Annotated in this window: 22 protein-coding genes and 1 riboswitch; of the genes, 17 read left to right on the top strand and 5 right to left on the bottom strand. The window is 54.1% G+C overall.

All coding sequences use genetic code 11. The features are described from left to right. Nucleotides 1-2 precede the first annotated feature (2 nt). Genes leuB through leuD form a run of 3 tightly spaced genes read left to right on the top strand, consistent with a single transcriptional unit; the run spans nt 3 to nt 3,109 of the window. Complete coding sequence (leuB, locus tag CWS43_RS01800; RefSeq protein ID WP_101075153.1) at nt 3-1,094, top strand: 3-isopropylmalate dehydrogenase; 1,092 nt, start codon at nt 3-5, stop codon at nt 1,092-1,094. 1 nt (nt 1,095) lies between these two features. After that, nucleotides 1,096-2,496: a 3-isopropylmalate dehydratase large subunit gene (gene leuC / locus CWS43_RS01795; RefSeq protein WP_101075152.1), complete on the top strand. Its 1,401-nt coding sequence runs from the start codon at nt 1,096-1,098 to the stop codon at nt 2,494-2,496. Between the two features lie 10 nt (nt 2,497-2,506). Next, a complete protein-coding gene (gene leuD, locus CWS43_RS01790; protein ID WP_101075151.1) occupies nt 2,507-3,109 on the top strand; it encodes a 3-isopropylmalate dehydratase small subunit in 603 nt (200 codons plus the stop codon). A 59-nt stretch (nt 3,110-3,168) separates the two neighbouring features. Here leuD and CWS43_RS01785 read toward each other — a convergent pair whose 3' ends face one another. Continuing rightward, on the bottom strand, nt 3,169-4,332 hold the full coding sequence (locus CWS43_RS01785; protein WP_101075150.1) for an MFS transporter: 1,164 nt from the start codon (nt 4,330-4,332) through the stop codon (nt 3,169-3,171). Nucleotides 4,333-4,592: 260 nt separating this feature from the next. Further along, nucleotides 4,593-4,778 carry a glucose uptake inhibitor SgrT gene (gene sgrT, locus CWS43_RS01775; protein ID WP_101075148.1) on the bottom strand — a complete coding sequence of 62 codons (186 nt, stop codon included), beginning with the start codon at nt 4,776-4,778 and terminating at the stop codon, nt 4,593-4,595. 101 nt (nt 4,779-4,879) lie between these two features. Between sgrT and sgrR the strand changes: the two genes are divergently transcribed. The 4 genes from sgrR to thiQ all read left to right on the top strand — a co-directional run bounded on the left by sgrR (nt 4,880) and on the right by thiQ (nt 10,143). After that, nucleotides 4,880-6,544, top strand: coding sequence for an HTH-type transcriptional regulator SgrR (sgrR, locus tag CWS43_RS01770; RefSeq protein ID WP_101075147.1), 1,665 nt, complete (start codon nt 4,880-4,882; stop codon nt 6,542-6,544). Nucleotides 6,545-6,584: 40 nt separating this feature from the next. Further along, nucleotides 6,585-6,839, top strand: a riboswitch (TPP riboswitch). A 43-nt stretch (nt 6,840-6,882) separates the two neighbouring features. Further along, nucleotides 6,883-7,866, top strand: coding sequence for a thiamine ABC transporter substrate binding subunit (gene thiB, locus CWS43_RS01765; RefSeq protein WP_101075146.1), 984 nt, complete (start codon nt 6,883-6,885; stop codon nt 7,864-7,866). Continuing rightward, nucleotides 7,842-9,452 carry a thiamine/thiamine pyrophosphate ABC transporter permease ThiP gene (thiP, locus tag CWS43_RS01760; RefSeq protein WP_101075145.1) on the top strand — a complete coding sequence of 537 codons (1,611 nt, stop codon included), beginning with the start codon at nt 7,842-7,844 and terminating at the stop codon, nt 9,450-9,452. The genes thiB and thiP overlap by 25 nt, the downstream gene beginning before the upstream one ends. Then, nucleotides 9,436-10,143 (top strand): thiamine ABC transporter ATP-binding protein ThiQ, encoded by a 708-nt coding sequence (gene thiQ / locus CWS43_RS01755; protein ID WP_101075144.1) that lies wholly within the window; start codon nt 9,436-9,438, stop codon nt 10,141-10,143. Before thiP ends, thiQ begins: the two co-directional genes overlap by 17 nt. Here thiQ and CWS43_RS01750 read toward each other — a convergent pair. Next, nucleotides 10,133-10,900: a DedA family protein gene (locus tag CWS43_RS01750; protein ID WP_101075143.1), complete on the bottom strand. Its 768-nt coding sequence runs from the start codon at nt 10,898-10,900 to the stop codon at nt 10,133-10,135. The two genes, thiQ and CWS43_RS01750, sit on opposite strands and share 11 nt — an antisense overlap. Before the next feature lie 285 nt (nt 10,901-11,185). Here CWS43_RS01750 and CWS43_RS01745 point away from each other — a divergent pair, with 285 nt between their 5' ends. From CWS43_RS01745 to rluA, 3 genes are all read left to right on the top strand, one after another. Then, nucleotides 11,186-13,549 (top strand): DNA polymerase II, encoded by a 2,364-nt coding sequence (locus CWS43_RS01745; protein ID WP_101075142.1) that lies wholly within the window; start codon nt 11,186-11,188, stop codon nt 13,547-13,549. Nucleotides 13,550-13,772: 223 nt separating this feature from the next. Then, nucleotides 13,773-16,670 (top strand): RNA polymerase-associated protein RapA, encoded by a 2,898-nt coding sequence (rapA, locus tag CWS43_RS01740; RefSeq protein WP_101075141.1) that lies wholly within the window; start codon nt 13,773-13,775, stop codon nt 16,668-16,670. A gap of 68 nt (nt 16,671-16,738) precedes the next feature. Beyond that, nucleotides 16,739-17,440 (top strand): bifunctional tRNA pseudouridine(32) synthase/23S rRNA pseudouridine(746) synthase RluA, encoded by a 702-nt coding sequence (gene rluA / locus CWS43_RS01735; RefSeq protein ID WP_101075140.1) that lies wholly within the window; start codon nt 16,739-16,741, stop codon nt 17,438-17,440. A 62-nt stretch (nt 17,441-17,502) separates the two neighbouring features. On the opposite strand, the gene djlA is transcribed toward rluA, so the two are convergent. Beyond that, a complete protein-coding gene (gene djlA / locus CWS43_RS01730) occupies nt 17,503-18,324 on the bottom strand; it encodes a co-chaperone DjlA (RefSeq protein WP_101075139.1) in 822 nt (273 codons plus the stop codon). A 181-nt stretch (nt 18,325-18,505) separates the two neighbouring features. On the opposite strand from djlA, the gene lptD reads away from it, so the two are divergent. The 6 genes from lptD to apaH all read left to right on the top strand — a co-directional run bounded on the left by lptD (nt 18,506) and on the right by apaH (nt 25,353). Further along, nucleotides 18,506-20,881, top strand: a complete 2,376-nt coding sequence (lptD, locus tag CWS43_RS01725; protein WP_101075138.1) for an LPS assembly protein LptD — start codon at nt 18,506-18,508, stop codon at nt 20,879-20,881. Nucleotides 20,882-20,985: 104 nt separating this feature from the next. Continuing rightward, entirely contained in the window at nt 20,986-22,281 is a 1,296-nt protein-coding gene (gene surA, locus CWS43_RS01720) for a peptidylprolyl isomerase SurA (protein ID WP_101075137.1), read from the top strand. After that, nucleotides 22,271-23,278, top strand: coding sequence for a 4-hydroxythreonine-4-phosphate dehydrogenase PdxA (pdxA, locus tag CWS43_RS01715; RefSeq protein WP_101075136.1), 1,008 nt, complete (start codon nt 22,271-22,273; stop codon nt 23,276-23,278). The genes surA and pdxA overlap by 11 nt, the downstream gene beginning before the upstream one ends. Before the next feature lie 5 nt (nt 23,279-23,283). Then, nucleotides 23,284-24,111, top strand: coding sequence for a 16S rRNA (adenine(1518)-N(6)/adenine(1519)-N(6))-dimethyltransferase RsmA (gene rsmA, locus CWS43_RS01710; RefSeq protein WP_101075135.1), 828 nt, complete (start codon nt 23,284-23,286; stop codon nt 24,109-24,111). 4 nt (nt 24,112-24,115) lie between these two features. Next, the gene (gene apaG / locus CWS43_RS01705; protein WP_101075134.1) at nt 24,116-24,493 is read left to right on the top strand and encodes a Co2+/Mg2+ efflux protein ApaG; all 378 of its coding nucleotides are present in this window, start codon (nt 24,116-24,118) and stop codon (nt 24,491-24,493) included. Nucleotides 24,494-24,498: 5 nt separating this feature from the next. Further along, nucleotides 24,499-25,353, top strand: coding sequence for a bis(5'-nucleosyl)-tetraphosphatase (symmetrical) ApaH (apaH, locus tag CWS43_RS01700; protein ID WP_101075133.1), 855 nt, complete (start codon nt 24,499-24,501; stop codon nt 25,351-25,353). Nucleotides 25,354-25,450: 97 nt separating this feature from the next. Here the strand turns inward: apaH and folA are convergent, their stop codons facing one another. Next, on the bottom strand, nt 25,451-25,936 hold the full coding sequence (gene folA, locus CWS43_RS01695; protein WP_101075132.1) for a type 3 dihydrofolate reductase: 486 nt from the start codon (nt 25,934-25,936) through the stop codon (nt 25,451-25,453). Between the two features lie 414 nt (nt 25,937-26,350). Between folA and CWS43_RS01690 the strand changes: the two genes are divergently transcribed. Continuing rightward, nucleotides 26,351-26,965 (top strand): LysE family translocator, encoded by a 615-nt coding sequence (locus CWS43_RS01690; RefSeq protein ID WP_101075131.1) that lies wholly within the window; start codon nt 26,351-26,353, stop codon nt 26,963-26,965. Nucleotides 26,966-26,972: the final 7 nt, after the last annotated feature.

Below are 26,972 nucleotides of genomic sequence, written 5' to 3'. Positions count from 1 at the left end.
ACATGAGCAAGACCCATCATATTGCCGTCTTACCCGGAGACGGAATTGGCCCTGAAGTTATGGCCCAGGCCTATAAAGTTCTGGACGCAGTGCGTCAGCGCTTTGGCCTGAAAATTACAACCAGCGAATATGACGTCGGTGGTGCAGCCATCGATAAACACGGCAGCCCGCTGCCGGAAGCCACCGTGGCTGGCTGCGAACAGGCTGATGCCATTCTGTTTGGCTCCGTCGGCGGCCCGAAATGGGAACATTTACCGCCGAACGATCAGCCGGAGCGCGGCGCATTATTACCGCTGCGTAAGCACTTCAAATTGTTCAGCAACTTGCGCCCTGCCCGTCTGTATCAGGGTCTGGAAGAGTTTTGCCCGCTGCGTGCCGACATTGCCGCAAAAGGCTTCGACATTCTGTGCGTACGTGAACTGACCGGCGGTATCTACTTCGGTCAGCCGAAAGGCCGCGAAGGTCAGGGTCAGCACGAAAAAGCGTTTGATACCGAAGTTTATTACCGCTTTGAAATCGAACGCATTGCACGCATCGCGTTTGAATCTGCGCGCAAACGCCGCAGCAAAGTGACCTCCATCGATAAAGCCAACGTGTTGCAGACCTCGATTATGTGGCGCGAAGTGGTTAACGAAATCGCGAAAGATTACCCGGACGTCAGCCTGAGCCACATGTATATCGACAACGCGACGATGCAGCTGATTAAAGATCCGTCCCAGTTTGACGTGCTGCTGTGTTCCAACCTGTTCGGCGACATCCTGTCTGACGAGTGCGCGATGATCACCGGCTCTATGGGCATGTTACCTTCTGCCAGCATGAATGAGCAGGCGTTTGGTCTGTTCGAACCGGCAGGCGGTTCTGCCCCGGATATCGCCGGTAAAAACATCGCTAACCCGATTGCACAAATCCTGTCTGCGGCGCTGTTACTGCGTTACAGCCTGGGCGCGGATGACGCGGCAAATGCAATCGAACAGGCCGTGAATAAAGCGCTGGAAGCCGGTCACCGCACCGGCGATCTGGCGAACGGCCAACAGGCGTTGGGCACCAGTGAAATGGGCGACATTATTGCCCGCTTTGTGAAAGAAGGGGCATAACATGGCCAAGACTCTGTACCAAAAATTGTTTGATGCTCACGTGGTTTACGAAGCGCAAAACGAAACGCCATTGTTATATATCGACCGCCATCTGGTTCACGAAGTGACCTCTCCGCAGGCATTCGACGGCCTGCGCGCGATGGGGCGTCCGGTGCGTCAGCCGGGCAAAACCTTTGCGACCATGGATCACAACGTGTCCACGCAAACCAAAGACATCAATGCAAGCGGCGAAATGGCGCGCATTCAGATGCAGGAGTTAATCAAAAACTGTGCGGAGTTTGGCGTGCAGTTGTATGACCTGAACCACCCGTTCCAGGGCATTGTTCACGTCATCGGCCCTGAGCAGGGTATGACGTTGCCGGGCATGACCATCGTGTGCGGCGACTCCCATACCGCCACGCACGGCGCATTCGGCTCACTGGCTTTCGGTATCGGCACCTCTGAAGTTGAGCATGTTCTGGCGACGCAAACCCTGAAACAGGGCCGCGCGAAAACCATGAAAATTGAAGTTACCGGCGAAGCCCCTGCGGGCATCACGGCGAAAGACATCGTGCTGGCAATTATCGGTAAAACCGGCAGCGCGGGCGGTACCGGCCACGTGGTGGAATTCTGCGGTAAAGCGATTGAAGCGCTGAGCATGGAAGGCCGTATGACCCTGTGCAACATGGCGATTGAAATGGGTGCGAAAGCCGGCCTGGTTGCGCCTGATGAAACCACGTTTGCTTATCTGAAAGGCCGTCAGTTTGCGCCAAAAGAGCAGAACTGGGACGCCGCGGTAGAATACTGGAAAACCCTGAAAACCGAAGACGGCGCGAAGTTCGACACCATTGTGACGCTGGATGCCTCTGAAATTGCCCCACAGGTGACCTGGGGCACCAACCCGGGTCAGGTGATGGCCGTTAATCAGGTGATTCCAAATCCTGCTTCATTTGCCGATCCGGTAGAACGCGCTTCCGCTGAGAAAGCGCTGGCGTACATGGATTTGCAGCCGGGCATTAAACTGACCGACGTCGCCATCGACAAAGTTTTCATCGGCTCATGCACCAACTCACGTATCGAAGATTTACGCGCCGCCGCAGCCATTGCCAAAGGCCGCAAAGTAGCGACCGGCGTGCAGGCGATTGTGGTGCCAGGCTCCGGTCCGGTCAAAGCGCAGGCGGAAGAAGAAGGTCTGGATAAGATTTTCATCGAAGCCGGTTTTGAATGGCGTTTGCCGGGCTGCTCCATGTGTCTGGCGATGAACAACGACCGTCTGGAACCGGGCGAGCGTTGCGCGTCTACCAGCAACCGTAACTTCGAAGGCCGTCAGGGTCGTGGCGGACGCACGCATCTGGTCAGCCCGGCAATGGCTGCCGCAGCAGCGGTCACCGGCCACTTCGCTGATATCCGTGAACTGAACTGAGGAAAACACCATGGCTAAATTTACCCAACACATCGGTCTGGTGGTTCCGCTGGATGCAGCAAACGTCGATACCGATGCAATTATCCCGAAACAGTTTTTGCAGAAAGTGACCCGCACCGGTTTCGGCCAGCATCTGTTCAATGACTGGCGTTTTCTGGACGACGCCGGTCAGGAGCCTAACCCGGACTTCGTGCTGAACAAACCGCGCTACAAAGGTGCGAGTATTTTGCTGGCGCGCGAAAACTTTGGTTGTGGTTCTTCCCGTGAACATGCGCCGTGGGCGCTGACCGACTACGGTTTCCACGCAGTCATCGCGCCGAGCTTTGCCGATATTTTCTACGGCAACTCGTTCAACAACCAGTTGCTGCCCATCACGCTGAGCGAAGCGGAAGTCGACGAGCTTTTCCAGCTGGTGAAAGACAACGAAGGCATTCAGTTTGAAGTGGATCTGGAAGCGCAAACCGTGAAAGCCGGTGACAAAAGCTATCCGTTTGTCATCGACAGCTTCCGCCGTCATTGCATGATTAACGGTCTGGACAGCATCGGCCTGACCTTGCAGCACGAAGAGAACATCTCGGGCTACGAGAAAAATCAGCCCGCATTTATGCACTGATGACCGTGCGTCTGGCATAAAAAACCCGCGAACTTCGCGGGTTTTTCTTTTCAGTGCGGTCAGACGTCTTTGACTTTAACCATCAGGCCAAATGCAATAACCGCAAGTACAGTTCCCACCCAATACACCGGATAATGCCCGAAATTCTCCACGATCACGCCCTGAAGCAAACCTGCGCAAATCACGCCGGTCGAGATACTGTTGGTGAATAACGTGGTCGCCGAACCTGCGCGACCCGGCATCAGATCCTGAAAATATAGCATCCCGATACCCGCCACGATGCCAATGAAAATCGCGTTAAACAGTTGCAGGATCATCAGTGCAGCTTTGAACGGGAACGCCACCAGACCGGCATAGAAAATTACCCCGCTAGCCACCGCATAAAGCATCAGTTTGCGTTTACCAAAACGTTTGACCAGATAGCCGGCCACCAGCATCGCCGGAATTTCCAGCCCTGCCGCCGTTCCCATCAATAAGCCCGCCAGCCCTTCCGGCAAACCTAACTCGCTGGTGATATACAGCGGCATATCAATGATGTACATGATATTGCACGTCCACATCAGCAATGACGCGAAAAACAGCAGACGCACATCTTTGTTCCGCCACGCGCTGACCTGTACGACTTTCTCATCCACCGGTTGCTCAAGACGCGGCACGGACGGCAGGAAAAACGCAATCATCAGTATGCTGCCGACAAACACCGCGGCCGCACTCAGATACATCGGCGTAAAACCGTAGTTCAGCGCCAGCATGAACGACAGCGGCGGACCCAGCACCCACGCCAGCGAAAGCATTGCACGCATCATTGAGCTGAACATGACGACTTCGCTGGATGAACGGTCGGCGTGTTCACGCGCCAGCGCAAACAGCTGTGGCATCGCCGCGTTCCCGATCGCCGCCAGCAAAACACCGACGGTGATCAGCACCAGATAATCGCGACTGAAAGCAAACACCAGGCTGTTGCCTATCGCCATCAGGCAGCAAAACATCAGCAACTTTCGGCGGTCGCCTTTGTTATCCGAGCGGTTAGCCAGCAGAAAGCTGATCGCAATCCCGGCAATCGCATTGACGGTATAAAAGAAGCCGACCCACATTGGCCGCACTTTCACTTCATTGGTCAGAAACAGGCTAAGCGTCGGCGCCTGCAACGCGCCCGCGACACCACACAGCAAGGACACCACCAGAAAGGTGACATAAATTGCATTAATACGAGGTTTAGACATAACGCCATCCCTGAGAAATGAAAGTCTTACAACGAAACATACAGTGTATACCCAAAACAATTCGAGTTGCAGAAAGGCGGCAAACGCGCGAATCCCGTTGAGCTGACATGAGTCAGTGATTCGGGTAAGCAAGAGCGGCCAACACATCTGCGGCTCGAAGTGTGAAGGGGATAATCAATAGAAAAAAACCAGTGAGTTACCCCACTGGCTGGTGACATTACACCATTACTCAGAAAATCGAATCTGGCCGCGACTGCGGGTTATAAATGACGGCGGTATTGTTCATCGTCCTGCGAGGCGATGTCCCACTGCGTCAGGCGGGAGAGAATGTCTAAACGGTATTCCACCGGAACCCATGACAGCCAGTCAGCATGATTTCTGACCGCATTTCTGCTGATGGCAGCGAAGTAGCGTTGGTAGAAACGGGCAGTTAGCATATTTTTCATGATGACCTCCGGACCTTCATGACGGGCTTTCGTTGAAGAGAAGTATCAGAGTAATATGAGGAAAGATAAATTGATGAAAATCGCCACGGAGTTCCTCTTTTATGGCTTCATCCCGCTTACAGCAACAATTCATCCGGTTATGGCAATCCTGCCACGGTGAAGAAACAGAGACGACGCTGCAGGCGTTATCGCAAGTACTGAATTGTTCCCGGCGACATATGCGATCATTGCTTAGCACCATGCAGGAACAGGGGTGGCTGACGTGGGACGCCGAAGCCGGGCGCGGTAAACGTTCGACGCTGAGTTTCCTTTATACCGGCCTGGCACTCCAGCAACAGCGGGCCGAAGAACTGCTTGAACAGGATAATATCGATCAGTTAGTGCAACTGGTGGGTGATAAAAGCAGCGTTCGCCAGATGCTGTTATCCCAGTTGGGGCGAAGCTTCCGTCAGGGCAAACATATCCTGCGCGTGTTGTACTATCGTCCGCTGTTTAATCTGCTACCGGGAACGATGTTGCGGCGTTCAGAAACACACATAGCGCGACAGATTTTCAGCGGGCTGACGCGCATAAATGAGGAAAATGGGGAAGTCGAAGGCGATTTAGCCCATCACTGGCAGGAAATATCTCCGCTGCACTGGCGGTTTTATCTGCGCCCGGCCATTCATTTTCATCATGGCCGTGAGCTGGAGATGGCGGATATCATCGCCACCTTCACACGCCTGATGCAATCACACCGGCTGTTCAGCAATCTTGCGTCGGTTGCATCGCCGACGCCCAACGTCATCGACATTCATCTGAACGCGCCCGATCGCTGGTTGGCCTGGTTGTTCGGGAATATCCACGCCATGATCCTGCCGCAGGAGTGGGAGTCATTGCCCGATTTTGCCCGCCATCCGGTGGGAACCGGCCCGTATGCCGTGGTGCGAAATCAGAAAACGCAGCTGCGGATCCGCGCGTTCGACGAATATTTTGGATTCCGGGCGCTGATCGATGAGGTCAACATCTGGGTTTTCCCTGAACTCAGCGAGGAACTGGTGCATTCCGGTGTGCAACTTCAGGCCGATGAATCAGGTAAAAGTGAGCTGGAAAGCCGCCTTGAGGAAGGCTGCTACTTCCTGCTGTTCGACCAGCGTTCGGCCATCGGTCAGAACAGTGAAATACGGGCATGGTTATGTGATTTACTCAGTCCGATTGCCTTACTGAATGCCGCCGAGCCAATCTATCAGCGCTACTGGTCACCGGCATACGGCCTGTTACCCCGCTGGCATCACAAAAATCTTCAAACACGTCCTGCGAAACCCGAGAATCTGACGCAGATTACCCTGACGTTTTATAGCGAACATTCCGAACATCACGCAATCTGTAACGCGCTGCGGCCAATACTGGCTGCGGAAGGGATCGAGCTGATTATTCAGATTGTGGATTACGCCGTCTGGCACCGTGGCGATGCCCAAAGCGATCTGTGGCTTGGTAGCGCAAACTTCACGTTACCGCTGGAATTCTCCCTGTTTGCCACGTTCTTTGAATTGCCGCTCACGGCGCATTGCTTCGGCTATGACCTTGCAGAAGATGCCACGTTATGGCACGACGGCGAGCTCCCGATAGCAAAATGGGGCGAGAAACAGGTAGCCACCCATCATATCCATCCCCTGTTCCACCACTGGCTGGTTTTGCAGGGGCAACGCAGCATGCGCGGCGTGCGGATGAACACTCTCGGCTGGTTCGACTTCAAATCTGCCTGGTTCGCGCCACCCGACAGCTAATCGGACTATCGCATTGCACCGTTAATCACTAGAATGACATCCGTTCTCAACGGGGTGCCCGAGTGACTTCTTTTGTAATAAAGAATGACCTCGATTTTTAAACGCCGCGAGCGCGTGTTCAGCGGGTGAAGTCCAGCGCACAGAAAGCGGAGCGTACACAAAGTACGTGAGCATTTCGAGCACTGCACGACGCCCGATCAACACACGCGCAGCACGTTTAAATATGGCTGAGACCTGATACCCGTCGAACCTGATCCGGTTAACCCCGGCGGAGGGATTTGAGACTGTGCAATGCTCACTCAAAATCCTTTGCCCCTTTTCTTTTTTGGAGCGCAAAGTTGAAAAAATTATTGTCCTGCCTGCTGTTACTTTCTGCACCTGCCTTTGCTGCAAAGCCCGTTCTGACGGTTTATACCTACGATTCCTTCTCGGCCGACTGGGGCCCCGGCCCGGCCATCAAAAAAGCCTTTGAGGCACAGTGCGGCTGCGAACTGAAATATGTCGCGCTGGAAGATGGCGTGTCGCTGCTGAACCGTCTGCGGATGGAAGGCAAAAACACTAAAGCGGACGTGGTGCTCGGTCTGGATAACAACCTGTTGCAGGCCGCTGAGCAAACCGGTCTGTTTGCCAAAGCGCCGAAAACCGACGCTAAACTGACGGTGCCGGGTGGCTGGAATAACACGACGTTTGTGCCTTACGACTACGGTTATTTCGCGTTCGTGTATGACAAAAACAAACTGAAAAACCCGCCAAAAAGCCTTGATGAGCTGATCAACAGCGACCAGAAATGGAAAGTGATTTACGAAGATCCGCGCACCAGCACGCCGGGTCTCGGCCTGATGCTGTGGATGCAAAAAGTCTATGGCGACAAAGCGCCTGAAGCGTGGCAAAAACTGGCGGCGAAAACCGTGACCGTCACCAAAGGCTGGAGCGAGGCTTATGGCCTGTTCCTCAAAGGCGAAAGCGATCTTGTGCTGAGCTACACCACTTCTCCGGCGTATCACATTGTCGAAGAGAAGAAAGACAATTATGCCGCCGCTGACTTCACCGAAGGTCATTACATGCAGGTGGAAGTCGCGGGCCAACTGGCCAGCAGCAAACAGCCAAAACTGGCTGAACAGTTCATGAAATTCGTCACCACCGAAGATTTCCAGAAAGTCATCCCGACCGGTAACTGGATGTATCCGGTGATCAGCACGCCACTGCCTGATGCCTTTAAACAGCTGACCGTACCGGCAAAATCCCTGCAATACAGCGCACAGGATGTGGCTTCTCACCGCAGCGAATGGATTCAGGCATGGCAGAACGCCGTCAGCCGTTGATCCCCCGCTGGCTGTGGCCGGGCGCGGTGGCGTCACTGGCGATGCTGCTGGTCGCCGCGCTGGCATTAGGTTCGCTGTGGCGTCATGCGCCACAAATGAGCGGCGCGTCCGCGTGGCAGGATCCGTATCTCCGGCACGTCATCCGCTTCACCTTCTGGCAGGCGCTGCTTTCGGCGTCCTGCTCGGTGCTGCCCGCCATTTTGCTGGCGCGCGCCCTCTTCCGCCGCCGTTTTCCCGGCCGTCAGCTGTTATTACGATTGTGCGCGATGACGCTGGTATTGCCGGTTTTAGTCGCAGTGTTCGGCATTCTCAGCGTATACGGAAGACAAGGCTGGCTGGCGGAGATTTGCCGCTGGCTGGGCGTGGATTACCATTTTTCGCCGTACGGTTTACAGGGCATTTTGCTGGCGCACGTATTTTTCAATCTGCCGCTGGCAACCCGTCTTTTATTGCAGGCGCTGGAAAATATTGCAGTTGAGCAGCGTCAGCTGGCGGCTCAGCTGGGGATGAACGCGTGGCAGCAGTTTCGCTTTGTCGAATGGCCCGCGCTGCGTCGCCAGATTTTCCCGGCGGCGGCGCTGATTTTTATGCTGTGCTTCGCCAGCTTTGCGACCGTCCTTTCCCTTGGCGGCGGCCCGCAGGCGACCACCATTGAGCTGGCTGTCTATCAGGCGCTGAGTTACGACTACGATTTAGGCCGTGCCGCCACGCTGGCGCTGATCCAGCTTTTTTGCTGTCTGGCGCTGGTCTTGCTCAGTCAGAAACTGAGTCAGGCGCTGCCGGTCGGGCAAACGCAGGCTCAGCGCTGGCGCAATCCGGACGATTCCCCGCTGCGCCGCATTACCGACGGCCTGCTGATTGGGCTGGCTTTACTGCTGATCCTGCCGCCGCTGCTGGCCGTGGTTTTCGATGGTGTAAATCGCGCCGCCATCAGCGTGCTGCAACAGCCCGCGCTGTGGCAGGCTTTATGGACGTCAGTCCGTATCGCGCTGGGCAGCGGATTATTGTGCGTTCTGCTGACGATGATGTTGCTGTGGAGCAGCCGCGAGCTGCGTTTACGCCAGAAAAATGGCTGGGCGCAGGCGATGGATCTCAGCGGAATGCTGATCCTCGCGATGCCCGGCATCGTGCTGGCGACCGGCTTTTTCCTGCTACTCGGCGACACCACCGGATTGCCGCAATCGCCGTGGCCGCTGGTCATTTTAACCAACGCGCTGATGGCCGTGCCTTACGCTTTAAAAGTGCTGGATAACCCGATGCGCGACGTGGCCGAACGCTACAATCCGCTGTGCCTTTCGCTGGATATGCACGGGTGGCAGCGGTTGCGCCGCGTGGAACTCAGCGCACTGAAACGCCCTATTACGCAGGCGCTGGCGTTCGCCTGCGTGCTGTCGCTCGGGGATTTCGGCGTGATTGCGCTGTTTGGCAACGAGAATTTCCGCACGCTGCCGTTTTATCTGTATCAGCAGATAGGTTCCTATCGCAGCCAGGATGGTGCGGTGACGGCGCTTTTACTCCTGCTGCTATGCTTCCTGTTATTTACCCTGATTGAGAAATTACCGGGCCGCCATGCTGACGCTGAATAAACTGACTTACCTGTACGAGCATTTGCCGATGCGCTTTGATTTGCGTATCGCGGCGGGTGAGCGCGTGGCGATACTCGGCCCGAGTGGTGCGGGAAAAAGCACCCTGCTCAGCCTTGTAGCGGGTTTTCTGACACCGGTCAGCGGGCAAATTTTACTGAACGGTGCCGATCACAGCGCAACGCCACCGGCTAAACGTCCGGTGTCGATGCTGTTTCAGGAAAACAATCTGTTCTCGCACCTGACCGTACGCCAGAACATGGGGCTGGGGCTGCATCCGGGGCTGAAAATCAGCACGCAGCAAAAGCAGGAACTGGAGGACATCGCCCGGCAGGTCGGTCTGGAAGAGTGTCTGGAACGCCTGCCGTCGCAGCTTTCCGGCGGGCAGCGTCAGCGCGTGGCACTGGCGCGTTGCCTGCTGCGCAGCCAGCCGATTTTACTGCTCGACGAACCGTTTTCCGCGCTCGATCCGGCGCTGCGCAGCGAAATGCTGAGTTTACTGGATAACGTGTGTGAGCAGCGTAATCTCACGCTGCTGATGGTGTCGCACAATCTGGATGATGCAGCGCGGATTGCACCGCGCACCTTACTGATTGTGGATGGCCGGATTTTCTACGATGGCCCGACGCAGGCGCTGACGGATGGCACCGCACCGGAAGCCAGAGTGTTAGGCATCCGCCCCGTCAGCGGGTAATCACTTTCCACAACAGATGACCATAGACCGGCATCATCGGCTGTTTGCTGAGCATCACGATGCTCACGGCCGTTGCGGCCAGGCTCAGCACGCAAACCACACGCAGGCGCGGCAGCGGTAACCATTTTGTCATCGCGTCCGGCGCAGCTTTTCCGGCACGGAACCAGCGCCAGAGAAGCCAGGCACTCAGCCAGATCAGCACGAAGGCCGCAAACAACATCCATTTGAAGACCGCGCTGTTATGGCCTGTCGGAATATCAATCGCCACGCCAGCCAGTATGCCGGGGAGAAAATACACCGGCGGCCAGGTGATGCAGCCGACGATGTTCGGCGGCGCAAATTTATACGGAGGCAAATTAAGCATACCGGCGGCCAGTGGCACCAGCGGACGGGTCGGCCCGATGAAACGGCCGAGGATCACCGTAGCAAAGCTGTGACGGTCAAGGGCGTGTCCGGTTTTGTCGAGCAATGACTGATAGCGTTGCAGGAATTTCCACTGATGCAGCGGTTCTTTAAAGCGCCGCCCGATGAAGTAAGATGCCCAGTCGCCGAAGAAGCAACCGAGCCCGGCCGCCAGCCACGCTTCGTACAGGCCGACCTGGCCGCTGCCGATCAGCGTCCCGAGCGTCGCCATCATCACCGTGCCGGGCAGAATCAGCCCCACCAGCGCCAGTGATTCGAAAAAAGCCACCACGGCGACAATAATTAAAGCAAAGCCCACCGACTGAGCGACCAGATGTTGTAAATAGGCTTCCATAAATTCCCAGTAATTGTGACGCAAAAGGCGTAGAGCATCAGTACGAATAAATAATGAGATTAGTGTCAGTTTTCTGAACTTTGATTGTAGTAAATACATCAAGCGGCTGAATTGTCAGCGCACGAACTATTGCCGTCAACCCAGTAATTGTATGCGTATTTGGCAAAATCCAGAGTCGTGGACAAAGACTGTATAAATAACCATACTCTGTCATTGATTTTTCATTCCGCTTCCGAGGCGCTTATTAACGCACAATCGACTCCTTCCGCCACACGCACCACTGACATGTCACCGCGTCAGGGATTCGTGCTGACCCGCCACTGGCGCGACACGCCGCGTGGCACGGAAGTGGAACTGTGGCTGGCGACCGACAATGGCCCGCAGAAAGTTCGCCTGCCGTTGCAGGAGTCAGTGGCCTTTATTCCGGCGGAGCAGCAGGCGCGGGCTGAGCGGTTGCTGGCCGATGAAAAAAATGCCAGTTTGCGCGAATTACCGTTGCAGGATTTTCATTCCCGGCCAGTTCTCGGCCTGTATTGCCCGCAACACCGGCAGTTAATGCGCATTGAAAAGCTGTTAAAAGAGAATGGCGTCAGGGTCTATGAAGCGGATATCCGCCCGCCTGAACGTTTTCTGATGGAGCGTTATATCACCGCGCCGGTGTGGTTCAGCGGCAAACCGGGACCGGGCAATTTGCTGCTCGAAACGAAGATGAAACCGGCGCAGGAGTACCGCCCGCCGCTGAAACTCTGTTCTCTGGATATCGAAACCAGCGGCAACGGCGAGTTGTATTGCATCGGGCTGGAAGGCTGTGGGCAGCGCCACGTTTATATGCTCGGGCCGCCGAACGGCGATCCGGACAGTCAGTTCGATTTTACACTGGAATACGTCGACAGCCGCCCGCAACTGCTGGAAAAGCTCAACGAGTGGCTGGAAACTTACGATCCGGATGCGATTATTGGCTGGAGCGTCATACAGTTCGATCTGCGCGTTTTACAAAAGCATGCAGACCGCTACAAAATCCCGCTCAAACTTGGGCGCGGCGGCAGTGAACTGGAATGGCGCGAACACGGTTTCAAGCAAGGCCATTTTTTTGCCGCCGCCGCAGGCCGCCTGATTATCGATGGTATCGAAGCCCTGAAATCCGCCTTCTGGAACTTCAATTCCTTTAGCCTGGAATTCGTCTCACAAAGTTTGTTAGGCGAAGGGAAATCCAGCGATAACCCGTATCAGCGTCTGGCCGAAATCGAACAACGTTTTCGTGAAAACAAACCCGCGCTGGCACGTTATAACCTGAAAGACTGTGAGCTGGTGACGCGCATTTTTGCCAAAACAGAGCTGATGCCGTTTCTTCTCGAACGCGCGTCGGTAACCGGGCTGGCCGCCGACCGCAGCGGCGGTTCAGTCGCCGCCTTTACCCACCTTTATTTACCGCGCATGCACCGAGCCGGCTATGTCGCGCCGAATCTGGGCGAGCTGGAAGGTGAAATGAGCCCCGGCGGATTCGTGATGGATTCCCGCCCCGGCTTATACGATTCCGTACTGGTGCTCGATTATAAAAGTCTGTACCCGTCGATTATCCGCACATTCCTGATCGACCCGGTCGGGCTTGTGGCCGGGCTGCAACAGCCGGACGATGAACATTCTGTTCCAGGCTATCGCAACGCCCGATTTTCGCGGGAAAAACATTGCCTGCCGGAAATCGTCAGCCAGATCTGGCAGGGGCGCGAAGCCGCGAAAAAACACAACAACAAACCGCTGTCGCAGGCGCTGAAAATCATCATGAACGCCTTTTATGGCGTGCTCGGCTCGAGCGGCTGCCGGTTTTTCGATCCACGTCTGGCGTCGTCTATTACGCTGCGCGGGCACGACATCATGCGCCAGACCCGCGAGCTGATTGAGGCCGAAGGTTATCAGGTGATTTACGGCGACACGGATTCGACTTTTGTCTGGCTCAATAAAGCGCATACGCAGGAAGATGCCAATGTGATTGGCCGCCGTCTGGTGGAGCAGGTGAACGCCTGGTGGAAACTGCATTTACAGCAGGAATACGGGCTGGAAAGCGCGCTGGAGCTGGAATTCGAAACCCATTATCAGCGTTTTCTGATGCCGACAATCCGAGGTTCCGAAACCGGCAGTAAAAAACGTTACGCCGGGCTGGTGAAAGATGCCGACGGCGAACACATCGTTTATAAGGGGCTGGAAACGGTCCGCACCGACTGGACGCCGCTGGCGCAGGAGTTCCAGCAGGAGCTGTATCAGCGGATTTTTCATCAGCAGCCGTATCAGGATTATGTCCGTGATTATGTGGCGCGCACGCTCAATGGTGAACTTGACGACAAGCTGGTGTACCGAAAACGCCTGCGCCGCAAGCTCAGTGATTACGAGAAAAATGTGCCGCCTCACGTCCGCGCCGCCCGGCTGGCGGATGAGTATAATGTGCAGCATGGCCGCGCAAAGCAGTACCAGAATGGCGGCTGGATAAGCTATGTGATGACCACCTCCGGGCCGGAGCCGCTGGAGAACCGTCAGTCACCGGTCGATTACGATCACTACATCGAGCGTCAGCTGGAACCCGTGGCCGATGGTATTTTGCCTTTCCTTCATGACGATTTTGCTACACTCATTACAGGTCAGATGGGGCTATTCTAAGCAAAAGAAGGGGCGGCTGATGTGATTCGCAGGTGACGAATCGTTTACCTTCCATTACCATAGCGCCCTTTCCCATTTCTGAAACATCCTCACACAGTGAATCACTTCCCGCCATCTGACGGGAAAAGAAAACTATTGCCCAAGTATTATCAGAGGCATAGCGAGCAATGCACAGCCGCTGCCGCAGTTGTCGTACACAGAGCAAACAACACAGAGAGAGATTATGCCGTTTACATTGGGTCAACGCTGGATAAGCGATACGGAAAGCGAATTAGGATTAGGAACCGTAGTTGCGCTGGATGTGCGCATGGTGACTTTGCTTTTCCCCGCCACCGGTGAAAACCGTTTGTATGCCCGAAATGATTCCCCGATCACCCGCGTAATGTTTAATCCCGGTGATACCATCAGTTGTCACGAAGGCTGGCAACTGCAAGTCGAAGAAGTCATTGAAGACAAAGGTCTGCTGACCTATATCGGTACCCGTCTGGATACGGAAGAAACCGGCGTTGCCATGCGCGAAGTGCTGCTCGACAGCAAACTGACGTTCAGTAAACCTCAGGATCGTCTGTTCGCCGGTCAGATTGACCGTATGGATCGTTTTGCCCTGCGTTTCCGCGCACGTAAATATCAGCGCGAGCAGTTTCGTCTCGAGTTCGGCGGCCTGCGCGGTATGCGTGCCAGCCTGATCCCGCACCAGTTGCACATCGCTTACGAAGTCGGCCAGCGTCATGCGCCGCGCGTTTTACTGGCCGATGAAGTGGGTCTGGGTAAAACCATCGAAGCCGGCATGATTATTCATCAGCAATTGCTGTCCGGCCGCGCCGAACGCGTGCTGGTTGTGGTGCCTGAAACTCTGCAACATCAGTGGCTGGTCGAGATGCTGCGTCGCTTCAACCTGCGTTTCTCTCTGTTTGATGACGACCGCTATGCTGAATCCGTGCATGAAGCGACGAACCCGTTTGAAACCGAGCAACTGGTTATCTGCTCACTTGATTTTGTACGCCGCAACAAGTCCCGCCTCGAGCAGTTATGTGACGCCTCCTGGGACATGCTGGTGGTCGACGAAGCACACCATCTGGTCTGGAGCGAAGCCGCGCCAAGCCGCGAATATCAGGTTATCGAGCAGCTTTCTCAGCAAATCCCGAGCGTCCTGCTGCTGACCGCCACGCCGGAGCAACTGGGCCAGGAAAGTCACTTTGCGCGTCTGCGCCTGCTGGATCCGGATCGTTTTCACGATTACGAAGAATTCATTGAAGAACAGCAGCAATATCAGCCGGTCGCGGATGCCGTGACGCTGCTGCTTAATAAAGAGCCACTGACGCCGGAAGCGCTGGCCTTGCTGGGCGAAAGCGTTGGTAATGCAGACACCGACGCGCTGCTGACCGCCGCCAATAAAGGTGACGAAGCCGCCGCGAAACAGCTGGTTTCCATGCTGATGGATCGCCACGGCACCAGCCGCGTGCTGTTCCGTAACACCCGTAACGGCGTCAAAGGTTTCCCGGAGCGTCATCTGCATTCGGTGAAACTGCCGCTGCCGACGCAATATCAGACCGCGATTAAAGTCTCGGGCATTATGGGTGCGAAGAAAACCGCCGAAGCCCGTGCGCACGACATGCTGTATCCGGAGCAGATTTATCAGGAATTCGAAGGCGAAAACGCCACCTGGTGGAACTTCGATCCGCGCGTGGAATGGCTGCTCGGTTATCTGACCGCCAACCGTGACGAAAAAGTGCTGGTGATTTGCGCCAAAGCCGCCACCGCGCTGCAACTGGAGCAGGTTCTGCGTGAACGCGAAGCGATCCGCGCCGCCGTGTTCCACGAAGGTTTGTCGATCATCGAACGTGACCGCGCCGCCGCGTATTTCGCTTCGCAGGAAGAAGGTGCGCAGGTACTGCTGTGTTCTGAAATCGGCTCCGAAGGCCGTAACTTCCAGTTCGCCAGCAAGATGGTGATGTTCGATCTGCCGTTCAACCCGGATCTGCTCGAGCAGCGTATTGGCCGACTGGACCGTATCGGCCAGCAAAACAATATCGACATCATGGTGCCTTACCTTGAGCAAACCGCGCAGTCCGTGCTGGTCCGCTGGTTCCACGAAGGTCTGGATGCATTCGAACATACCTGCCCGACTGGCCGGACTATTTATGACAGCGCTTACGATCAGCTGATTACGTTCCTCGCCACACCGGCTGAGCAGGAAGGTCTGGACGACTTTATTCTCAAATGCCGCGCGGAACATGACGCGCTGAAAGAGAAGCTGGAAAATGGCCGCGACCGTCTGCTGGAGATGCATTCCAACGGCGGCGAACGTGCGCAGCAACTGGCGAAGGAAATTGGCGAACAGGATAACGACGTCAATCTGGTGAATTTCGCGCTGAATCTGTTCGATATCGTCGGCATCAATCAGGACGACCGCAGCGATAACCTGATCGTTCTGACACCATCCGATCACATGCTGGTGCCGGATTTCCCGGGCCTGCCGGAAGACGGTTGTACGGTGACGTTTGACCGTGAACAGGCGCTGTCGCGTGAAGATGCGCAGTTCATCAGCTGGGAACATCCGATCGTGCGCAACGGTCTGGATCTGATCCTCTCCGGTGATACCGGCAGCTGTGCGGTGTCGATCCTGAAAAACAAAGCGCTGCCGGTCGGTACGCTGCTGGCAGAGCTGATTTACGTGGTCGAATGTCAGGCGCCGAAACACCTGCAGCTGACACGCTTCCTGCCACCGACGCCGGTGCGCATGCTGATGGATCGCAAAGGCACTAACCTTGCCGCGCAGGTAGAATTCGAAAGCTTTAACCGCCAGTTGAACGCCATCAACCGCCATAACTCCAGCAAGCTGGTGAATGCCGTGCAGCAGGACGTTCACGCCATGCTGCAACAGGCTGAAGCGGAAATTGCTGAGCAGGCGCGTGCGCTGATTGAAGCGGCGAAAGTTGAAGCGGATGAGCAACTGACGAAAGAGCTGGATCGTCTGAAAGCACTGAAAGAAGTGAACCCGAACATTCGCGATGACGAACTGGAATCGGTAGACTCAAACCGTAAGCAGGTGCTGGCCAATCTGAACGACGCCAGCTGGCGTTTGGATGCAATCCGTCTGGTGGTCGTCAGCCACCAGTAAGCCTGTCGGGATGCAGCCGCTTCTGCATCCCTTCTTTTATTTCACCCTGAATGCAGACTGAAACCGCTATGAGCGAACATCAACCGACAATGCCTGAACCGTCCAAAACCCGGCCGCTGGAGAATTACAATCCGCCGACCGATCCCTGGTTGCAGGTGATTTTCCAGGATGAACACATCATGGTGGTGAATAAGCCAAGCGGGTTGCTTTCAGTGCCGGGTAAATTAGCCGAGCATCAGGACAGCCTGATGACGCGTATTCAGCAGCAATATCCGGAAGCGGAATCGGTGCATCGTCTGGATATGTCGACCAGCGGCGTAATTGTGGTGGCGCTGACCAAAGAAGCTGAACGTGAACTTAAACGCCAGTTCCGCGAACGCGAAACCAAGAAAGTCTATATCGCGCGCGTCTGGGGACGGGTCGAAGAAGATTACGGCATTATTGATTTGCCGCTGATTTGCGATTATCCCAACCGGCCAAAACAGAAAGTTTGCCATGAGACCGGGAAGAAAGCGCTGACGCAGTATGAAGTGATGTCGTGGGATGAAGACGGCACGACGCGGGTCAAACTCCGGCCGATTACCGGGCGCTCACACCAGCTGCGCGTGCATTTACTGGCACTCGGACATCCGATTCTGGGCGATAAGTTTTACGCACATCCGCAGGCGCTGGCCGCCGCCGACCGTCTGCAACTGCACGCGCAGGAGCTGTCGTTTTACCATCCGATCACGGACGCGCCGCTGGTATTCAACTGTGAGCCGGATTTTTAACGTTTCCGGAAATGCAAAAAAGGCGCTGAAATCAGCGCCTTTTACTTTTGCGTCGGAGAAGACTACTTAAAACCTTTCTCTCTTTTGATCAGGTCATACGCTGCCTGAATCGCCTGCGCTTTTTCTTTCGCCATTTCCATCATTTCCGGCGGCAAACCTTTCGCGACCAGTTTGTCCGGATGATGCTCACCCATCAGCTTGCGGTACGCACGTTTGATGGTGGTCGCATCGTCCGTAGCATTCACGCCCAGCACTTTACAGGCATCGGCCAGCGTCGGGCCTTGCTGTGTCTGGTGATAACCGCCGCGATAAGAGTGACCGCCCTGCTGACTTCCACCGAACTGTTGTCCGCCTTCCATCATGCGCAGGAACTGATCGAACTGCATGCGGGAAATCCCGAGTTCTTCAGCAATCACATACAGTACTTCGCGCTCGTTCGGATGCAATGAACCATCGGCATATGCAGCCTGGATCTGGATTTCCAGAAAGGTCCGGATCAGGTCGAAACGGCCAAAGCACACGCTGCGCAATTCACGCATTTTTTCCCGCAGAGGATAGCTCGCTTCTTTTCCGTCGCGGAAGGCACGCTGCGCGGCTTCGCGCTGCTCACCGTGCAATTGCATACGTTCCATATAAAGACTGGCGATCTGAATATCCGCTTCGGTAACTCTCCCTTTTGATTTAGTCAGATTTCCCATCACCTCAAAAGTGGTGCGGAAAAAAATGGTTTGACGCGTCTGTTGATCGGCAAAATACCCTCTGCGTTTCGCTGAACGCGCGGTGTCAAACATATGCCCTATCAACAGCCCTGACACAATTCCCCAGAAGCCTAAACCGGACCATAAGCCCAGGATAAGTCCGAGCAGTTTTCCCCAATACTGCATATACTCCTCAATTCGCCATGCCGTCGCTTAAAAATTGCTTTATCATAACCGGCATTTATCGTTGTGCCTAACGGCGGCAGCGTAACAGGTTGGATTTAACACTAGCGCAACCATGATGAGTGAGATAGTCTCTGACCGTTTGCCGGCATGATGCCTCTGATGACGGAACACCATTTTACGTATGAAAAACAGACGTCTGAAAACACGCTTACCGACAGTGCTGGCCGCGACAATTTGGTCAGTATTGTACAGTCACGGCGCAATGGCCGATCTCGCAGCACAATGTATGCTCGGCGTTCCGACCTATGACAAACCTTTGGTGCAGGGTGATCCGAATTCACTGCCTGTGACCATCAATGCCGATAAGGCAACGGGCAACTATCCTGACAGCGCACTGTTTAGTGGCAACGTTAACGTTGTCCAAGGCAACAGCACGCTGGATGCCGATCAGGTTCAGCTTAACCAAATTCCCAATCCCAACCAGCCGACACCGACCCGTACTGCAACAGCAACCGGCAACGTGCGTTATAACGATAACCAAATCAAGCTGAACGGGCCAAAAGGTTTTGCAAACCTGACAACCAAAGATACTGACGTTCAGGATGGTGACTACCAGATGGTCGGCCGCCAGGGTCGCGGTCAGGCTGACAAAATGAAGCAGCGTGACAACAACCGCTACACCATCATGGATAACGGTACCTTTACGACGTGTCTGCCAGGCGATAACAGCTGGAGCGTCGTCGGTTCCGAGGTGATTCAGGATCGCCAGGAAGAAGTGGCTGAAATCTGGAATGCCCGATTCCATATCGGACCGGTTCCGGTGTTTTACAGCCCGTATATGCAGTTGCCAATTGGTAATAAGCGCCGCTCAGGTTTCCTTATCCCGAATGCGAAATACAGCAGTAACAATGGGGTAGGTCTTACCGTTCCTTATTACTGGAACATCGCGCCAAACTATGACGCCACGATCACCCCGAATTACATGAGCAACCGTGGCCTGCAGTTACAGAACGAATTCCGCTATCTGACCGTTGCCGGTGCCGGCCTGATGGAATTTGATTATCTGGGCAACGATAAGAAAATCGATGACCAGTATGTTCAGGATCAAAACCGTACCAGCGATACGACTAAACGCTGGATGTATTACTGGCGTCACGCTGGTGTATACGATCAGGTATGGCGTTTCAATGTCGACTACACCAAGGTCAGCGACCCCTACTACTTCACCGATTTTGATTCGAAATACGGTTCGAGCACTGACGGCTATTCCACGCAAAAATTCAGCGTAGGGTATGCTGACCAGAACTGGGATGTCACGCTGGCCAGTAAGCAGTTCCAGGTGTTCTCGGATTACGGTAACAGTAATGCTTACCGTGCCCAGCCACAGCTGGACATTAACTATTATAAAAATGACCTGGGTCCGTTCGACCTGCATCTTTATGGCCAGGCGGCGAAATTCACCAGCGTTAACCCGGATAATCCTGAAGCTGTCCGTACTCACTTTGAACCGACCCTCAGCCTGCCTCTCAGCAATGGCTGGGGAAGCCTGGATAACGAAGTGAAGCTGATGGCCACACACTATCAGCAGGATATTCCAGACGCTTATTACGATAATAATGCCGATACCAAACTACGTTCATCCGTGAACCGCGTAATGCCTGAGTTTAAAAGCGATGGCAAAATGGTGTTTGACCGGACGATGGACTGGAACAGCGACTATACCCAGACCCTCGAGCCGCGTTTGCAATACCTGTACATTCCGTACCGTAATCAAAGCTCAATCAATACCTACGACTCGACGCTGTTGCAGTCCGACTATACCGGCCTGTTCCGCGATAAAAGCTACAGCGGCCTGGACCGGATTGCCTCCGCAAACCAGGTGGCCGGTGGCTTAACGACGCGTATTTACGATGAAAACCTGGAAGAACGTTTCAATGCGTCTGCCGGTCAGATTTATTATTTCCAGCCACCGCGTACGGGTGACACGAACAGCGTACTGGACAAAAATGACGACACGGGCAGCCTGGTTTGGGCCGGTGATAGTTATTACAAAATCAATAACTTCTGGGGTATTCGCGGAGGGATTCAGTACGACACACGTCTGGATTCAGTCGCTCTGGCGGATACGGTTCTGGAGTATCGCGCTGACTCAGAAAGAATGGTTCAGTTGAGCTACCGTTATGCCAGCCCGGAATATATTCAGGCTACATTGCCAGATGTCACCAACCCGGGGTATCAGGACGGTATTTCTCAGGTAGGCGGAATTGCCAGCTGGCCGATTGCCGATCGTTGGGCGATTGTCGGTGCCTATTATTATGATACTAAAGCGCAGCAAACAGCAGATCAGCTCATTGGCCTGCAATACAATACCTGCTGCTGGGCAATCAATGTCGGCTACGAACGTAAGATAACCAATTACGATACAACGAAGTCAGAAAGTAAGTATGACAATAAGATTGGCTTCAACATTGAACTTAGAGGCCTTGGGAACAATCAAACCCTCGGAACGAAAGAAATGTTGGCCAGTGGCATACTGCCTTATCAACGAGCTTTCTAAGCCTGACAACGCTATTTATTTTGTCAAACACGTTATTTAGTGAAGACACTACGAACTCAGTGAACTTGAAACCCGCGTTTGCGGATTAGACAAATGGAAAAAGTATGAAGAACTGGAGAACACTTCTCCTCGGCGTGACGCTTTGTGCCAGCACTGCGTTTGCGGCCCCTCAGGAAGTTGATAAAGTAGCCGCCGTCGTGAACAACGGCGTCGTGTTGCAAAGTGACGTAGACAGCCTGTTTAACTCTGTTAAACAGCAAGCTCAGCAGGCTAACCAACAGCTGCCGGATGACGCGACCTTACGTCATCAGATTCTTGATCGCCTGATTATGGATCAGATCCAATTGCAGATGGCGACCCGTATGGGTATTGCCCCGACGGATCAAGATGTCGATAAAGCCATTGCCGGTATCGCGCAGCAGAACAACATTTCTGTTGATCAGCTGCGCAGCCGTCTTGCTTATGATGGAATGAATTACAGCACTTACCGTGCACAAATCCGCAAGGAAATGATCATCAGCGAAGTGCGTAACAGTGAAGTTCGCCGTCGCGTCACGATCCTGCCTCAGGAAGTCGATCAGCTGTCCAAACAGGTTGCGGCTCAGAACGGCAGCGGTGCTGAATTTAACCTCAGCCATATTTTGCTGCCATTGCCGGAAAACCCGACGCAGGATCAGGTTGATTCAGCGGAACAGCTGGCCAAGAAGATCGTTTCTGATCTGAATAATGGTGCCGATTTCGGCAAGCTGGCGATTACTTACTCTGCTGATTCCCAGGCGCTGAAAGGCGGTAATATGGGCTGGGGCAAACTGCAGGAATTGCCATCCCTGTTTGCTCAGGCATTAAGCACTGCGCAGAAAGGCCAGATCATTGGTCCAATCCGTTCAGGCGTGGGCTTCCATATCCTGAAAGTGAACGATATCCGTGGCGACAGCAAAACAGTCTCTGTGACTGAAGTGCACGCCCGCCATATCCTGCTGAAACCTTCTGTCGTGATGACCGATGCGCAAGCACGTGCAAAACTCGAACAAGTGGCTGCTGACATTAAGAGCGGTAAAGCTAACTTTGCGGATGAAGCTAAACAGCTTTCTCAGGATCCGGGTTCTGCTAATCAGGGCGGCGATTTAGGTTGGGCGTCACCGGATATGTACGATCCTGCGTTCCGTGACGCGTTGATGAACCTGAAAAAAGGCGAGATCAGTGCACCGGTTCACTCATCATTCGGTTGGCATTTGATTCAAATGCTTGATACCCGTCAGGTTGATAAAACCGATGCTGCACAGAAAGAACGTGCTTACCGTATGTTGTTCAACCGTAAATTTGCGGAAGAAGCCCAGACGTGGATGCAGGAACAACGTGCGGAAGCGTATGTGAAAATTATGGACGGTAATGGACAATAAACCTCTGACAACGAAATCTGTCGTCATCACCCCCGGCGAGCCTGCCGGGGTTGGGCCGGATCTGGTACTGGCGCTGGCTCAGCAGGCATGGCCTGTTGAGCTGGTGGTATGTGCCGATCCGGCCCTGCTGCTTGAACGCGCTGAAAAACTGGGTCTGAAGATTCAGCTGCGCGAATACCAAAAAGACAGCCCGGCAGAACCTCAGGCCGCGGGGACGTTAACCGTTTTGCCAGTCAGCACCGCCGTGCCTGTTACAGCTGGCAAGCTGGACGTCGCCAACAGCCACTACGTCGTGGAAACGCTGGCCCGGGCCTGCGACGGTGCTATCAGCGGTGAATTCGCTGCGTTGGTAACCGGTCCGGTGCAAAAAAGTATTATCAACGATGCAGGGATCCCTTTCACAGGCCATACCGAATTCTTTGCTGACCGCAGCCATTGCGACCGTGTCGTCATGATGCTGGCAACGGAAGAATTGCGCGTGGCGCTGGCGACCACGCATTTGCCATTACTGGCGGTGCCGGGCGCAATTACCCGCCAATGCCTGCATGAAGTGATCACCATACTCAATCACGACCTGAAAACTAAATTCGGTATTGACGAGCCGCAAATCTATGTCTGTGGTCTGAATCCACATGCAGGTGAAGGCGGCCACATGGGCCATGAAGAGATTGATACCATCATTCCGGCGTTGGAAGAACTACGCCAGCAAGGGATGAATCTTATCGGCCCGCTGCCCGCTGATACGTTATTCCAGCCTAAATATCTGCAACATGCCGATGCTGTTTTATCGATGTATCACGATCAGGGCCTTCCGGTGCTAAAATATCAGGGATTCGGTCGCGCAGTGAATATCACGCTTGGCCTTCCTTTTATCCGGACTTCCGTTGATCACGGTACCGCCCTTGAACTCGCCGCCACCGGCACCGCCGATGCAGGCAGTTTCAAGACAGCAATAAATCTCGCCATTCGCATGGCAAATAACAGCAACGATAAATAACAACAATGAATAGTAGAGTCCACCAAGGTCACTTTGCCCGTAAACGTTTTGGGCAAAACTTCTTAACCGATCAGTTTGTTATCGATAGCATCGTATCGGCCATTCACCCTATGCCGGGCGAGGCCGTCGTCGAGATCGGCCCCGGTCTGGCGGCGCTGACAGAGCCTGTCGCCTCCCGTCTGGACAGTATGACGGTGATCGAACTTGACCGTGATCTGGCTGCACGACTGGAAACCAATCCTAAATTTCAGGGTAAATTGCGGGTCATTCAGTCCGATGCCATGAAAATCAATTTTGGCGAACTCTCTGAAGAGCTGGGGCAGCCGTTGCGCGTTTTCGGTAACCTGCCATATAACATCTCCACACCGTTAATGTTCCATCTGTTTACCTATACCAACGCCATCAAAGACATGCACTTCATGTTGCAAAAGGAAGTGGTGAACCGTCTGGTTGCAGGCCCGAACAGCAAAGCGTATGGTCGTTTAACAGTGATGGCGCAGTATTATTGCCGCGTGATCCCGGTACTGGAAGTTCCACCGGAATCCTTCACGCCAGCGCCAAAAGTAGAATCTGCGGTAGTACGCTTAGTACCGCATGAAAGTATTCCGTACCCGGTATCTGATATTCGTATTCTGAGCCGCCTGACCACGGATGCTTTTAACCAGCGCCGTAAGACTGTACGTAACAGTCTCGGTCATTTGTTCACACCAGAACAAATGACCGAGCTGGGTCTGGATCTCAGCATGCGTGCTGAAAATATTTCGGTTGAGCAATTCTGTAAACTGGCTAACTGGTTGTCTACACGACCTAAAACCCCGGAACCTCAGGAGTAGCGTTATGCTTAATTCGCCCCGAGTTTGTGTTCAGGTGCAAAGTATCTACGTTGAGTCACAGTCGATACCGGAAGAAGAACGTTTTGTTTTCGCCTACACCATCACGATCCGCAATCTGGGGCGTTTTAATGTGCAGCTGCTTCGCCGTTACTGGCTGATTACCAACAGTAACGGTCGTCAGACCGAAGTTCAGGGAGAAGGGGTGATTGGTGAACAGCCATTGATCCTGCCTGGCAATGAATTTCACTACACCAGCGGCGCGATTTTAGAAACACCGCTGGGCACGATGGAAGGCCATTATGAAATGGTTGCACATGACGGCGAGGCCTTCCGTGTGCCCGTTCCGGTCTTCCGCCTCGCCATCCCTACGCTGATAAATTAATCCTCATGTCGACATATCTTATTGGTGATGTTCACGGCTGCATCGATGAACTCAAGGCGCTATTGGCGCAGGTGGATTTTGATCCGCAAAATGATTCTCTCTGGCTGACAGGCGATCTGGTTGCCCGCGGCCCCTCTTCTCATGAAGTCCTGCGTTTTGTCAGTGGTTTGGGCGATTGCGTGCGAATGGTGCTGGGGAATCACGATTTACATCTGCTGGCCGTATATGCGGGCATCAGCTTTAACAAGCCGAAAGATCGCATCACGCCTTTACTCGAAGCAGAAGACGCCGATGAGCTCATCAACTGGCTGCGACGCCAGCCGGTTCTGCAGGTCGATGAGGATCTGAAACTGGTGATGGCTCACGCGGGCATCACGCCGCAATGGGATCTTGAAACCGCAAAAATGTGCGCACGGGAAGTCGAAGCCGTTCTGAGCAGCGATACCTATCCGCTGTTTCTGGATGCGATGTACGGCGACATGCCTAACAACTGGCATCCTGAGCTCAGCGGTCTGGCACGCCTGCGTTTCAGCACCAATGCGCTCACCCGCATGCGTTACTGTTTTCCAAACGGGCAACTGGATATGATCTGCAAAGATGTGCCAGAAAATGCGCCAAGACCTCTGAAACCCTGGTTTGATATCCCCGGACCGTTGCAGGAAGCGGGCTACAGCATTGCTTTTGGCCACTGGGCATCGCTGGAAGGGAAAGGGGCTCCGGAAGGCATTTATGCGCTCGATACCGGTTGCTGCTGGGGCGGTGATTTAACGATGTTGCGGTGGGAAGACAAAACTTACTTCACTCAGCCTTCAAATCGCCAGGATGAGAAAGAGCAGGCAGAAATCCCAAAAGCTACCTGATGATGTCTGCGCGAATCACTGGCTGACCGGATAGTGAAGATAAGAATGGCAAAAAGGCACCCGTAAAAGGTGCCTTTTATTTTACACAGAGGGCCTGTCAGGCGCGGCGGTCGAGGATCTCGAAGCAGTAGCCGTGTGAGTTTTGCTCGTCAGCGTCATGGAATTCGCTGAAAGTGCTTTCCCAGTCGTCAGGCTCGTAATCCGGGAAGTGGGTATCCCCTTCGACTTCGGCATCGATATGGGTCAGATACAAACGATCTGCCTTTGGCAGCAACTGCTCATAAACACGTCCGCCGCCCATCACCATCACTTCTTCCACATCTCCGGCAGCACTCAGTGCGGCATCAACAGACGTCACCCAGGTCACACCTTCATGTCCGCCCGGATTAGAGCTGATGACGATATTCAGCCGGCCAGGCAACGGGCGTCCGATTGACTCAAACGTCTTGCGCCCCATGATGACAGGTTTGTTGAGCGTATTACGCTTAAACCAGGCCAGATCACCGGGTAAATGCCAAGGCATAGCGTTTTCCATGCCAATAACGCGATCGGTCGCCAGTGCGGCGATCAGGCTAATAATCATTGTGAAGCCCTGTGTAAATAAGGAATTGGTGCGTGACTCGAAAAAAGAGGTGACACTATACGGAAAGCCCCATCAGCCGTCGATAGGGAGACCCACGCTTTACAAAGATATAAGGGAGCCTTTAGCCTGACGGGATATTCCCACGCTAAAGTGCCAGCCTCTGTCGTAAAGTGCGGTTAAAATCAGGATAGTTTGTCATTAATTCAGTCGAAAATTCTGAATCCGGCCACCTGCACCTTTTGCTGTCTGTCCGTGTTGTACAACAACGCTTACACAACGGGGTGTTTACGATACACAGCCACAGACTCCCTCAGTATAGCTGCCCAAAAAAATCGGCAAGAGTGATTTAACTTACTGAGGATTGGCGTATCATGCCGCCTTCTTTTGTTCTGAACATTGACGACGGTTATTTTCATGCTTGAAACCACCCTTTTTGTTGCCAGTATCGCCTTTCTCGGCATGCTCTCTCCTGGCCCTGATTTCTTTCTGGTCATCAAAAATGCGGCCCGCTATCCGCGCATCGCTGCACTTATGACGTCATTGGGCGTGATTTGTGGCGTGATAACACATATGTCTTACTGTGTGGCCGGTCTGGCGGTGGTGATCACAACAACGCCGTGGTTGTTCGATCTGCTGAAATACGTCGGTGCCGCCTATCTGATCTGGGTCGGTATTCAGGCGCTGTTCTCGCGCAGCAACAGTAAGATGAATCTCGACGGGCTGGAGCCACAGCAGGTCAAACTGCGTACTGCATTCGTACAGGGCTATCTGTGCAATCTGCTGAACCCGAAAGCGACACTGTTTTTCCTGGCGATGTTTACACAGGTTTTACAGATCAACTCAAGCCTTGGCGAAAAGCTGTGGTATGCGTCGATTATCGTCGGCTTGTCTGCTATCTGGTGGCCTTCGCTGGCGTTGTTAATCCAGAGTGCACCGGTTCGCCGTGGTCTGGCAAAAGCGCAGAAAATTATCGATAAACTGCTGGGCGGCGTGCTGATTGGTTTAGGCATTAAAGTCGCTCTGAGCTGAATCACAA

This window comes from Rahnella sp. AA (assembly GCF_002834385.1).
In the GTDB taxonomy this organism is placed as follows: Bacteria; Pseudomonadota; Gammaproteobacteria; order Enterobacterales; family Enterobacteriaceae; genus Rahnella.
This window is presented reverse-complemented; position numbering and strand designations above follow the sequence as displayed.